The 13,149-nt window shown below is 26.7% G+C and carries 12 protein-coding genes; 9 read left to right on the top strand and 3 right to left on the bottom strand.

Features of this window, described 5'->3' with window-relative positions:
- The first annotated feature begins 9 nt into the window (after nucleotides 1-9).
- The 5 genes from BDU_RS05005 to BDU_RS04985 all read left to right on the top strand — a co-directional run bounded on the left by BDU_RS05005 (nucleotide 10) and on the right by BDU_RS04985 (nucleotide 4,596).
- A complete protein-coding gene (locus BDU_RS05005; RefSeq protein WP_012539446.1) occupies nucleotides 10-573 on the top strand; it encodes a DUF226 domain-containing protein in 564 nt (187 codons plus the stop codon).
- On the top strand, nucleotides 549-1,304 hold the full coding sequence (locus tag BDU_RS05000; protein ID WP_012539325.1) for a ParA family protein: 756 nt from the start codon (nucleotides 549-551) through the stop codon (nucleotides 1,302-1,304). The genes BDU_RS05005 and BDU_RS05000 overlap by 25 nt, the downstream gene beginning before the upstream one ends.
- Nucleotides 1,305-1,360: 56 nt before the next feature.
- Nucleotides 1,361-1,906 (top strand): chromosome replication/partitioning protein, encoded by a 546-nt coding sequence (locus BDU_RS04995; RefSeq protein WP_025401297.1) that lies wholly within the window; start codon nucleotides 1,361-1,363, stop codon nucleotides 1,904-1,906.
- An 819-nt stretch (nucleotides 1,907-2,725) separates the two neighbouring features.
- Nucleotides 2,726-3,241, top strand: a complete 516-nt coding sequence (locus BDU_RS04990) for a hypothetical protein (protein ID WP_318250813.1) — start codon at nucleotides 2,726-2,728, stop codon at nucleotides 3,239-3,241.
- 2 nt (nucleotides 3,242-3,243) lie between these two features.
- Nucleotides 3,244-4,596, top strand: a complete 1,353-nt coding sequence (locus BDU_RS04985) for a PBSX family phage terminase large subunit (RefSeq protein WP_012539443.1) — start codon at nucleotides 3,244-3,246, stop codon at nucleotides 4,594-4,596.
- Between the two features lie 377 nt (nucleotides 4,597-4,973).
- Here the strand turns inward: BDU_RS04985 and BDU_RS04980 are convergent, their stop codons facing one another.
- The 3 genes from BDU_RS04980 to BDU_RS04970 form a co-directional block, all read right to left on the bottom strand.
- Entirely contained in the window at nucleotides 4,974-5,504 is a 531-nt protein-coding gene (locus BDU_RS04980) for a hypothetical protein (RefSeq protein WP_012539442.1), read from the bottom strand.
- Between the two features lie 521 nt (nucleotides 5,505-6,025).
- Nucleotides 6,026-6,826: a S2/P23 family protein gene (locus tag BDU_RS04975; protein WP_012539441.1), complete on the bottom strand. Its 801-nt coding sequence runs from the start codon at nucleotides 6,824-6,826 to the stop codon at nucleotides 6,026-6,028.
- A 263-nt stretch (nucleotides 6,827-7,089) separates the two neighbouring features.
- Nucleotides 7,090-7,905: a S2/P23 family protein gene (locus tag BDU_RS04970; RefSeq protein WP_012539440.1), complete on the bottom strand. Its 816-nt coding sequence runs from the start codon at nucleotides 7,903-7,905 to the stop codon at nucleotides 7,090-7,092.
- Nucleotides 7,906-8,140: 235 nt separating this feature from the next.
- Here BDU_RS04970 and BDU_RS08595 point away from each other — a divergent pair, with 235 nt between their 5' ends.
- The 4 genes from BDU_RS08595 to BDU_RS04950 all read left to right on the top strand — a co-directional run bounded on the left by BDU_RS08595 (nucleotide 8,141) and on the right by BDU_RS04950 (nucleotide 13,107).
- Nucleotides 8,141-8,701, top strand: a complete 561-nt coding sequence (locus BDU_RS08595; protein WP_012539439.1) for a hypothetical protein — start codon at nucleotides 8,141-8,143, stop codon at nucleotides 8,699-8,701.
- 46 nt (nucleotides 8,702-8,747) lie between these two features.
- A complete protein-coding gene (locus tag BDU_RS04960; protein ID WP_012539438.1) occupies nucleotides 8,748-9,464 on the top strand; it encodes a hypothetical protein in 717 nt (238 codons plus the stop codon).
- Nucleotides 9,465-9,687: 223 nt separating this feature from the next.
- A complete protein-coding gene (locus BDU_RS04955) occupies nucleotides 9,688-10,644 on the top strand; it encodes a hypothetical protein (RefSeq protein ID WP_318250812.1) in 957 nt (318 codons plus the stop codon).
- A 261-nt stretch (nucleotides 10,645-10,905) separates the two neighbouring features.
- Nucleotides 10,906-13,107 carry a hypothetical protein gene (locus BDU_RS04950; protein WP_318250811.1) on the top strand — a complete coding sequence of 734 codons (2,202 nt, stop codon included), beginning with the start codon at nucleotides 10,906-10,908 and terminating at the stop codon, nucleotides 13,105-13,107.
- The last annotated feature ends 42 nt before the right edge of the window (nucleotides 13,108-13,149 follow it).

The following is a 13,149-nucleotide window of genomic DNA, read 5'->3' as shown; positions in this document are numbered from 1 at the left end:
AAAGGAAGGATGGTGGCTTTACTAGAGTTATTGAAGCAGAAGAAAAAGGAAATAGATCCCAAGAATCAAAAAAAGGGTAAAAATATCTTTTCTAAAGTAGAAGAGATTAATAATCGTAAGATATATCATACTAAAATATTTAATGATTTTTATGCGTTTGGAATAAGCAAGAACGAACCTACTAAATTTTTTATATCCCTTAGGGGAATTTTTAACATAGAAGATATCAGTATGTTTCATTTATTTTCCATACGAGATGATGATAATTTTTTGGGTATTTACTATGGGATTAAAAAATTAGACAAAGCATTTTTGGTAAAAAACTTCAATAAAAGAGAAACTTATACTTTAAGAAAGTGTGAATATATTGAATTCAGATTTAAGAAAGGTGGTGTTTTTTGTTATCTAAGTGGGCTACATAATTTATTAAAAAAGGGTAAGATTGGAAGTTCCTATTATCAGACTTTACTGAGTATACTCCTAGAATTAGAGAGGGAACTTTATGCGTTTTATGGAAAAAAATTACCGGAAGGGGGTATTGTTCCGAGATGGATAGAAAAGAGACAAAAGTAATTACAGTGGCATCAATTAAGGGTGGAGTAGGCAAGAGCACAACTAGTTTAATATTTGCTACTCTCCTATCTCAATCTTTTAAGGTATTAATTATTGATATAGATACCCAAGCATCGACCACTAGTTATTATTTTAAGATAATAAAGGAAAGAGGAGTAGATTTATTTAATCGAAATATATATGAGGTTTTAATATCTAATTTGCATATTGATAATGCTGTTGTAAATGTTAATAGCAATTTGGATTTGATACCAAGTTATTTAACTTTGCATAAATTTAATTCTGAATCTATTCCGTATAAAGAATTTAGATTAAAAGAACAATTAAAATTATTAGAATTTGAATACGATTATATAATACTTGATACTAATCCTAGTTTAGATTTTACGCTAACTAATGCTTTAGTATGTAGCAGTTACATTATAGTGCCAATTACAGCAGAAAAGTGGGCAGTTGAAAGTTTGGATTTGTTTAATTTTTTTATAGACAAGTTATCCATCAAAGCTCCTATTTATTTGATTAATACTAAATTCAAAAGAAATAATACGCATAAAGAGTTATTAAATATTTTAAAGGAAAATGACAATTTTTTGGGTACAATATCAGAGAGGGAAGATTTAAATAGAAAAATAGCTAGGAATGATGTTTTTGATTTAAATAAAGATTATATAAGAGAGTATCAAAACACACTCTCAGTTTTGATGGACAAGATTAAGAATTTTGTTGTTTAAGCTTACATTATAACTTACGTACACTTAGTGTACGTAAAAGCAAAGGAGGGTTGGAAATGGGAATAGAGGTTAATAAGAGGAATTTAACTCAAAATATTTCGCCAGAAGAACAAGTATCTATTCACTATAATAAGCTTAAAGAGAGATTGAAAATTAACTTTCAAAAAGAAATTTTTTGTAAAATTGAAGCGATGAAAGTATTAAAAGAAATTAAAGATAATGAATATTATAAACTTGATAATTATGCCAGTTTTGATGATTTTGCAAAAGATTATAGACTTGCTAGAACTCAGACATATAAATATTTAAAAATAGCCACTGCTATTGAAGAAGGAATTGTTGAAGAGAAGTATGTTATTAACAATGGTATTAATGGGACTATGTTTTTGCTAAGAAATAAAGAGGGCGTTAATATAAAACGATCTAAGCAGAATCCATTGCGACCTTTAAGATTTCAGCTTAAATGTCCTGATGCTTATGCATTTTATAAAAAAAATGCCAAACTTACGAGTTTTCTTTTAGAGAGAGTTTTCTCAGATGAAAAAGAATTTTTAGCAAAAATAGTGACTCAGTTTGAATCTTCAAAAAGAGTGAAAAATTAATTGATTGTATTTTGATGGGATTATATTTAGATTTATTTTTAAAAGTCTTTGAATTTTATATAAATAAATTTATTACATATTTATTATATGGATAGAGCAGAGATTTTAGAAATAAATCTAATAAATTATGAAAATTATTAAGATGGAATTTATATTTTTTGTAATAAATTAGATTTTTTTGTATTATTTATCAATAAATTAGATTATTTTGCTTTTTTTTGATGTTTTTTAAAAAAAATGAAAAAATTTTAAAAAAATGTTTGCAAAATGTTTTAAATTGTTATATATTATAGTTAGTACAGATTGACATGCAATGTGTCACTCTTAATATAAGGACCTGTTACCTTAAAGGGTTTATTGGGGTACTTTGAGGCCAGAGTTTCCAATAAACCCTTTAATATTTAAGAGTTGTTAGGAATATTTTTGTGAGTTCTCTCACGTCAAGACAAAAATTCTTGACGTGAGAGGATTGTGATTAATGTTTTTGTATGTTTTTTGACTTTATAATTTAATACATTATTATATTAATATATCAAAAAATATTAAATTTTGTTTATTTAAATTGTTTTTTATGTTAGACTGTATTTAAAGTTGAGTTGTTTGTTAATGATGAAGCTTGGCATTAGAATGATTTTTAACTATGCTTTTCTCCTTTTCTTAAGATATTGGATTAGTCCAATATCTATTTTGTGGTTTTATTTTTTTTGATAAAGTTAGTGTTTTGATATAGTAGAATTAAATTACTCTTGTTTTTTTGTAAAAATTTGTTTACAATTTATTTAAATGGTATTTAAAAATAAAGAATTAAAATATAGTATTTTGTTTAAATCAAATTTAAGTATATCTGATATAGCAAAGGTTTTAGGGGTTAGAGAATCTACTGTTTTAAAAGCTAAGATTAATATTTTGGGTGAAGTTGCAAGTGATTTAAATAATTTTGATACTAATGCTTGCTTGAATTTTGATTTAGATGCTCTTGCTCGTGATGCAACATGTCAAGCTTATATGCTTGAGAAGGAACGTGATAGTTTTTATAAATCATTTTATAAAGTTGCAAATTCTTATATAAATTCTCATTTTAAATATAAGCAAATTATTATTAATTCTGATTTAAAAAGGCTTATTAATCTTGATGAAGAGATTTTAAAATTAACTAAAGATATCAATAATAATGATAAAGACTTATGTAAAAAAGTGAAGTTAGATTTAAGATATAAAATTTATAAAAAAAATCGACTATCTAAAAAGATTATCTTAAATGAAATGAAAGAAGATTATGGATGTTTACTTAAATTAAAGAAAATCTTTAATTCCAAGGGATTAAAGTTGGAGTAGTTGTGCAATTAAATAATTTGCCTGTTTTTATTAAATTACAAAAAAAATTTAAGCAAAAATTTAATATTGATATTAGTTCTTTTTTACAAAATAAAGATAATAAAATTGATTTTAAGTTGTTTGAAAATAAATATTTAACCTTAAAACAAAAAGAAGTGCTTAGAGATATTGATAATAATTTTTGTTCCAAAATAATCTTTAATGGAGGAATATCTAGTGGTAAGACATTCTTGGCATCATATTTGCTTATTAAACTTTTAATTATTAATAGAGATCATTATCACAAAGATACTAATAATTTTATTGTTGGAAGTTCAATTGGTACTTTACTTGCAAATACATTAAAACAGATAGAAAAAATATGTAGTCTTTTAAATATAGAATATCTTTTAAAAGATTCAAGACAAGTTACATGTACTATTGCAGGTCTTACACTTAATATTTATGGTGGTAAAAATATTGATTCTTTTACAAAAATTAGGGGTAGTAATTCTGCTTTGGTTTATGTTAATGAAGCAACTTTAATGCATAAAGAAACTTTGCTTGAGATTATGAAAAGACTAAGACAAAAACCAGGTATAATTATTTTTGATACAAATCCAGATCATCCTGCGCATTACTTTAAGGTTGATTATATTGATAATAGAGATGTGTATAGGACATATAATTTTAATATTTATGATAATCCTTTAAATTCAAAAGATTTTATTAAAACACAAGAGGCAATTTATAAAAATTTGTCCGCATATAAGGCTCGTGTGCTTCTTGGGGAATGGACTGCCAGTATTGATTCATGTTTTAATGAAGTAATTTTAAATTGTGAATATACATTTAAAAGTCCAATTATGTATATTGATCCTGCATTTTCTGTTGGTATGGATAATACTGCTATTTGTGTGTTTGAGAAGATGGGTGATAAATATTATGCTTATATTTATCAAGATAAAAAGCCAATAAGTGATGAATCAATTCTTCATGCAATTAGTGTGTTTGCAGAGGATTTTAATATCAATACCCTTTATATTGAAGATAGGGATAATACTGATGGGTATGGATTTTTAACAAAAATTATGACGTCTTTAAGACGAAATATGAATCATTATTTTAAAATATCAGCCGTTAAACCTTTAAGTAATAAATTTGTAAGAATATGTACTCTCATACCCTTATTTAATGCCCGTAGTATCGAGTTTTTAAAAATAACAGATAAAAATGTAATAAATGATATTTATAGTTATAATGGCCTCTCTAGATGCAGAGATGATGCTCTTGATGCACTTAGTGCTTGTTATTTGCTCTTAAGTCTTAAATATCATGATAAAATTAAGCATTTTAGTATGAGCAGATATATTTAATATTTGTATTATATGTTATATACAATTAAGTATTATGTGAAGCAATGTAAAAACATTAAAATAAAAGCTAGAGTACAATGACTTTAGCTTTTATTATTTAAAGTAATTTAATGGAATAACCATTGTGAACACAACCTATAACATTATAGTTCAGTCTTTTTAAGATTTCTATATTTTTATTATATTTTTAATTGTTAATAATTGTTTAAGTTTTATGAATATTATTAATATATTTAAGTGTGTCAATAGAGTTTAAAATAAATCAGATGTACTACTGGTAGTACATCTGTTATTAATCTATCTGAAGTGTTATAGATTATATTTTGTTACAAATAAATTATTAATTTATTTGTAAAGCAAAAACTTTGCTTAGAATTTTATTTTACTAATTCATCTGTAAATTTTTTCATGATACTTGCGTAACTTCCATCTACAGTCTCACCACCTTTCGCAAACTTTAAATTCTCTGTCAAGTATGTTTCAAATTCTTTGTCTATTTCTGTTGAGTTTGCATTTTCATTTTCTTTTGCACTTTTCCTTGCTTTTTCTAGAGCTAATGCTTTTAAGAATTTAGTTTCATGTGTAGAAATAGCAGTAAATGCTGCAGTTAAGTTTGCTTCTTTGTAAGGTTTACCTGTTGTTTCTTTAGGCAATGCATCTTTAATATCATTAAAGTTTTTAGCAAGAGCTACTACTTTGTCTGGATCTTGTATAAACTTAACATAATTAGTACCTGTTCCTGTGCCGTATTTTGATGGGTCTACTTTTTTGTCACCACAACTTATAAAAGTGAATAATGCCACGAAGGCGCTTAAAATAATTTTTTTCATTAAACATTCTCCTTTTACCGATTTTGACGGTAATGTTATTTTATAATTCATGTTATCATTTTTGACTAAAAAGTACAAGCCATTGATATTTGATATAGTTGGTTAGGTATATTTGTTTAATTTTTATTGTTTTTATTTTCAGTAATACTTGTTTTATTTGAATATTGCTATATGCTTCTTTAGAGAAAATAAGATAATGCATGGGTTAAGAAATGTGCAGGTATAATCTAATCTTTTATTTCCTTTTCACATTATGTGAAAAAACCTAAGTACTTAAGGGAGTAGGGACTATGATGTTAATCTTGGACATTTTGAGAATTAACTTCTTGACTTGTGTTGAGGTAGATGCATATATCTTATTTAAGATTTTTGTTTGTTGTGTTTGTTGTAGACTTATAAATTAATTAAGGATGTTTGAAGGGTTTAAAAGATTTTGCTTTGTTCTTAAATTATAATGATTTAAGCGAAAGGTAACTTTGTTTTATGATTAAGTTAATGCTATAACGTTATTATGATACAAGATCCTACACTATTGTTTGCTTAAGCTGTAGTGTAGAATCTTGTTTTTAAATAATTAATTTAATGATTGACTTTTTAATTCACTTAAGGTTAAAACTAGGCGCTACTTTGCTTAACCCTGGATTCTTTTGTAGTACGTCTGTTATTAGTAATATCAGATACTGTGTGTCTAGTTCTATATCGTATTCCTCAGCAAATCTAGTTTTAGGATTTTTAACTTTTATTTTAGCTCTAATTAATCTATTTTGTGTTAGTGCTTTTATTACTTCATTATTTTTATTTGCTATCCAGAATGGATATGCATTAACATATCCACTCTCTTGTGATTTTTCAGTTTTTGGTGGCGTGTAGAAAAGAGAAGATACTGCTGAATATTTTCTTGTATTAAAGTCTAAATTTGGTGCATCTATTAAAGTGAAGCTTGTAACCTCAAAATCTTGCCCATTTTGTGTTGTTTCAAATAGAACAATAGGCATAATTTTATTACTTAATGCTCCATTTTCGTAAATAGGTGATATTGAATAAGAATATCTTATTTTATTTTGAAGTTCGCTTATGGGTTTGCTGTCTAGTCCGTTAATAGTTAATGCTTTGTTTTTAATCCACGTTATATTTATTGTTTTATGCATGAAAAGGATAGGAATTGTAATTGATTTATTTCCCTCAATTGTTTCATATGGTTCTTTGAGAGTTTTATTTAATTCTTCTGTGGGATTTGTTGTTCTACTTTGAAGGTCTTCAAATTTTTCAATGTATTCTTTACGTCTACTAATAATTTCTCTTGATAAATTCTCCTCATATTGTAATTTTTCATTTGTTGTATTATTGCATTGAGTGCAAATTACAACTGTAGGTATTGATAATAAAATTTTTGTGTTCATAAGGTTTTTCTCCTTAGTTTTTATTTATAAATTACTTCATGTCATCCATCAAACGAATTGATTTTTCATGAGTTTTCATTATCGCATAAGTTTAAAATTTTATCACCTTAGTAATTATTAATGTTGTAATTTATTATGATATTGGTAATTATGTAATAGTAGATAAAAATTAATACGTATAAATAATATTATTATTTATACGTTCAATATTATTTATGTAATCATTTTATATAATATTTGTTTTTTGAAAATTTTTTAAAACTTTATAAAAGTTTAAATTTCGGAGCAATAGTATTTATTTCTGGATATTTTTGAAGTGTATCTTTTATTAATTGAGACAGATAATGGCTTTCTAGCATTATATTGTATTCTGTAGTGACTTTACTATTTTTATTGTAAACTTTTATTTTAGCTTTGATTGATTGATTTTTTGTTAGTGCTTTTATTACTTCGTTATTTTTATTTGCTATCCAGAATGGATGTGCATTAACATATCCACTCTCTTGTGATGTTTCAGTTTTTGGTGGCGTGTAGAAAAGAGAAGTTAGTGCTGAATATTGTCTTTTATTAAAGTCTAAATTTGGTTCATCTGTTAAAGTAAAACTTGTAACTTCTAGATCCTGACCATTTTGTGTTGTTTCAAATAGAACAATAGGCATAATATTACTACTTAATTTTCCATCTTCTTGAATAGGTGATATTGAATAGGAATATTTTATTTTATTGATAAGTTCATTTAAAGGTTGCCCATCTTCTCCTTTAATACTTATGGCTTTATTTTTAATCCATGTTACTGTGAGTTTTTTTGTACTTAAGAAGAGAAGAGAAATTGTAATTAATTTATTTCCTTCCAATGTTTCATATGGTTCTTGAATAAGTTGTGTTAATATTGATTTAGAGTTTATTTGTTTATTGCTTGTGTTTGAAGTGAGATTGTTAATGTTGCTTAAAAGTTCATCATGTATAGTATTAGACTCTTTTGGTATTTTTATTTTATATTGTATTTGTTCATCTGTTGCGTTATTGCATTGAATGAAGAACATAGTGGTAATTATTGGTAATAATGTTTTTGTATGCATAAAGTATTTCCTTTATTAAATTGATTTGTTTTTCATAAGTGTTTATTATCGCATAAGTTTAAAATTTTATCATCTTGATTGTTATAATGTTAATTATGACGTACTATTAGTCATAGTATAATAAGTTAATACGTATAATAATCCTATCTATTTTATATATTATCTATTTATTTTTTGGGATTTAAAAATATTGTAAAAGTTTAATCGCTATTTTATAATGGAGGGCAGATAATTTATGATATTAAATATTATTTTGATGTTAACAACATTTGTTTTTAGTTGTTCACGTTTATCCGCTTCAGAGAAAATTACTATTCATCATAATGTTGATGATAGCACTGTTAAGGTAGAGATGGTTTTAGGGAATGATTTAGGTGGTGTTCATGTTGTATATCCTTATGTAAGTGATAAATATAAGGGTAATTATATTCTTTTTAATTTTGACATTAAGACTAAAAAAGCTCTTGATCTTTTAAGGGTTTCTTTTAATGGCATTGAAGTTGCTACCAAAAATTTGTGGAGATTTTATGATGCTCCATTAGAATTAACCGGTAAAGAGTATTTGTTGCCTTTTGATGATTCAATAGAGCTTACAGGATTTTATATTTATTTTGATCCTGCATTGGGAGAGCATTTACAACTTGGGGACATGTCAAGAACTCAAGGTCTTAAATTTAATGTTGAGTGTGTTGAACGTGGTAGTCATGGAAAGAATAAGGTTGACTTTAGTTTTAATTTTAGTGTTGATAGTTCTAAGCAATTTTTTGATCTTTTTGATAAGTTTTTAGTCAATTAGAAATTTTGTTTTATATTTTTAGGTAAATATTTAGTGAGGAAATATAATGAGTAAGGTTAAGGTAATTATATTTAAAGTATATGTTGTTATAGTTATATGTTTTTTTATAGCATTTTTGTTTTTTTTTGGAATTTTTATTAGAAGTAAAATGTTAAATGAAGTTTTGAAAAAAAAGAGCGGACGTTATTATCATAGTGGTTCTGATAGGGATATGGTGAGAAAGATTACTTATTATGAAAATCTTAATTTAAATAGAGTACAGAAGTTTTCGTTTGCTGCTTATTATATTAATGAAGATTCTGATGAATTTAAGTCTTTGCAAAACGAAGAGAGAGAAAAAATACTAGCTCCCTATCCATATTTTGAGTTTCATTTTGCTGTAGCTGATAATGGATATTTGATGGATTTTAAAGATGTTTTTTTTAGTTGGCTTGATGGTGATAGAGTTTTTATGTATGACAACAAATTAGATGTAGATTTTAAATCATCTGATGTTCCGTATTTTAAGTTTAATAAAAGTAATGACTTAGATAGTAAAATTGTGGGAGAATATCCTGTTAATGTAATTAATTATTTTTCTATTTCAATTAATGAGGCTTTATTTAAATTGTTACTTAAGCAAAAAACATTAACAATTACTTTGATATCTGCTGATGATGCAAAATATAACATTTCAGTTACTAACTTTTTATCTTCTGATGATTTTAGTGTATTCAATAAAGATGAAGATAAAGTTGAAGATATAGGTATAGATGCGTTTTAGATTTATTTTAATTTATGTTATTTTATAATTTATATTTAAAATATGTTTAACTTTTAATTTTGGTCAAATCACAAAATAGCTGTTGATATATTATTTACTTTAGTTTTTATAAGTTTTTTATTTTATTTTTATTTTATTGTTATACACTTTTTTTATTTATAAGCTAATTTTTAACTTTGGATTATAGAAAAATGTGAAATTACAAATTTATTTGGAGGTAAAAATGGGATTTATTAATAAAATTGGTGTTTTAAATATTTTTTTTATATTTTTGAGTGTTTTACCATTTAGTTATCAGTTTTGTGGTGCTATGGTATTGGGTGATTTTTCCCCTAATAATAAAATCTGTAATTTAATTGGTTCTGTTTTTAAAAGTGCAACAATTACTGGTGCAGATAGGATGGTAATGTCTTCTGTTGTGAATTTTGGCTTTAAAATTAAAGGGGCAATTTATTATTTGGGTAGTGATGATGTTGCAGAAGTAATTTCAGATATTGATGTTAATACAAATAGAGAAGTTGTTGGAGAAGTTGTTGGTTCTGGTGTTGTAGGTATGCAAGATGAAAATGGTGCTTTTAATTTTAAAGATTATGGAATAGATATTGATGAAGTTACTAGTGAGAAGAGTAATTCTGATGTAATACAAAATTCTAATATTATTAAGCCTAAACTTGTTAAGGAAAAGCAGAATAATAAGAATTTAGGTGATGATGCAAATGATACTGATGAGAGTTTTGGGAATATATCTGATAATATTGTTAAATTTAGTAGTAGAGTTGATAAATTTTTGGGTTGGATGAGAGATGATTCTGTTAAGTGGAAAGAGCTGATAACATTGATGCAAAAATTTTATAATAAAAAAAGACAAGAGATTAGAAAAAAAATGGCAGGTTGGCATTTAAGAGAGCCTTTTTTTGTAGATCAAAATAAAGGTACAGTACATCTTTGTGATACTTATGTTGTAGATATGAAAGGCGATAATATTAAAATCTTTTTAGATGATTATTCTGAAGAAAATTCTAGTGATTGGAGTTGGGCTTGCATTAGATTTTTTGCAAGAGAATTTTTATTTGCATTAACTGCATTTGGTAATAATTATGATAAGATTTATGAACATTTGAAAACTTTTTTTGAAGGAAGTATTTTAGAGAGTGCATTAAAAGATTCTTTTAAAAAATGAGATTATTGATGTGGTTATATTTTAAATACTGCTTTTGATACTTAGGTTGATTATATAGTGTTAATTTATGATTTCAAAAATTGATATTTGTCATTTAAAGGGTTATCTTTAAGATTATAGAGATTTTAAAGATAACCCTTTTATTATTTATTTTCCTTGTTTTAAGGTATCTAATGATTTTGGAGAGAATTGATTTGTAAATTTCATTTATTGCTGTATATTTTTATTTCAATGTCTATAAATCTTTTAAGGAGGTTAGATATGAGGTATTTTGGTATTATTGTTTTATGTTTAAGTATCTCTATACTTTGTTGTAAGTTTTATGATGTTGGAGATCAAAAATCATTATGGAATGATAATACTGGGCGTGCTCAAGATGTTAAGGATTTCTTTTCTTCTGATGTTGGCAAAATGAGTAGTGATATTGTTGGTATGAAATTTGATAATAAGAGGGCAAATAAAGGTGATATAGGCAAGTTGCAAGATTCTCTTAATGGAGTTGTTGGAAAAAGTAAAGGGGATGATAAGAAGGAAAAGGTAGATGGAGATGCAGCAGGAAGAGAGGCTGGTAAGCAAGATGCATCACCAGTAGCTAATGGTCAACAAAAAGATGATCAAAAAAGAGATGAACAAAAGGGTGATAAGGAGCAAGTAGCATCAGTTGGTGAACAGCAAAAAGTGAATGTTGAGAAAATACAAGATGATAGTCAAGGTGTAGAAGCTGGAGAGGAAGGTAAAGAAGCATTAAGTAGTGAAAGTTTAAGTAGTGAAGGTCAAAATTTAGATGGTGCTGAACGAGTAAAAGATGGTAAGCAAGTAGAAAATAGTAAAGAAGAATTACAACCTAATAATAGTAATGATAGTTCTGTTGATAGTTCGGGTAGTGGCAGTTCTAATGGTGGATCTGGTGGTGATGTTGGTTCTGGTACTTTGTTGGGAAGTGCTGCTGAGGGAAGTGTTGATGTGCAAGGTTTAGATGTTGTTTCTAGTGAACAGCAGCAAAATCAGGTGCAAGAACAAATTCAACCTCAGACTCAAAGTCAGAATGATTTAACTGTTGATTTGGGAACTACTAATTTGGGAACTAATTCTTTAGAGAAATTAAGTTTAAGTGGTGTAGAAGATGAGTCTAGAAAAGTATTATCTGTAAGTATGCCTGAAGTTACATCTAATTTAGGTCTTAAAGATAATTCTATATCTACTGAATCTATTGATAAGGATGAGCATAGAGATGTAAAAGGTGTTAACTTGGATTCTTCTTTGCTAGATAATAGAGTGACAGAAGGTATTGTATCTGGTGAGAGTTTATATCCTAATTTGGTTTCTCAGTCTAATATGCTTGATAGTAATGTGGTTGAAGAAGAGAGAAAGATTAATGTTCCTACTTCTAATCCTACTTCTAATATTCCTGTTGCTAAGGAAAATAAGCCTGTTGTGTCATTGAAAGAAACATCAGCTTCTAAGGTGCAAGATATAGAAGTTAAAGGAGGACAAGTTTCAACTTCTAAATCATCAACTTCTAAATCATCAACTTCTCAAACACAAAATGTAAAAACACAAAATGTAAAAACACAAAATGTAAAAACACAAAGTAATGTCAAATCCAATAGTAACTTTAAGTCTGCAGATAAATCTTTGGGTAAATCTGTTTCAGTATCAGGAAATAAAATTGTTGATAATGTTGTTGATGGAATTGTTCATGGAATTGGCGATGGAGTTGAAGCTGTTATTAATAAAGCAGATACTTTAGTGACAGCTGCTGTACAAGGTGCAGAAGCTGCTATTGGTGTTATTCACGATGCTGGAACTTTTGTTATAGATACTCTGCAAAATATGGGTTCTAGTATACTTGTTGGCATTGATCCTACTTCTTATGTTTCAAATTCAGGAAACGGCATGTATTTAGGTTTGACTTCTAGTGAATCACAGGCATTTGCTCGTTTAGAGGGATATTTAAAGAGTGCTATTAAAGTTAATGGAAGAGCAGAGGATCAGAGTAAATTGGAAGCTGGTCATAAAAAGTTATTTGATTGGTTAAAGAAAAATGATTCTGATTTTGTAAAGCGAAAAGAATTGGTACGAGCTATTGAGGGAATATATCAGTTTATTAGAGAGAGAAGTTCTTATTCTTTTGAGCTTCGAAATTGGGCTGAAAATATTATTTGGGATATGAGAGCTAGAAATATTATTTTTGATATTAATATTGAAGATCAGTTAAATAACGATGAGATTGACGTTTTAATAAGCAATACTCTTAGATCTGATAAATATAGAGGAACTATTGTGAGTTTGTTGTTTCAGGCACTAGCCGATACTCTTTATGATAGTGTTAGGGATAATTATAAATCTGAATTACAGATATTTGAAGATTTAAAAGATGCATTTTCTGATAGTTCTCCTAAAGGAAAAAATGTTAGAGAATTAAAGTCTGTAATTGAGTCTAGGACACAAATTGTGAATTAATATTTAAAATTGTATATCATTATAATTGATAAGCATATAATA

It is taken from the genome of Borrelia duttonii Ly (genome assembly GCF_000019685.1).
Taxonomy (GTDB): Bacteria; Spirochaetota; Spirochaetia; order Borreliales; family Borreliaceae; genus Borrelia; species Borrelia duttonii.
Note: the sequence above shows the minus strand (reverse complement) of the source record. Positions and strands in the feature narration are given on the sequence as shown.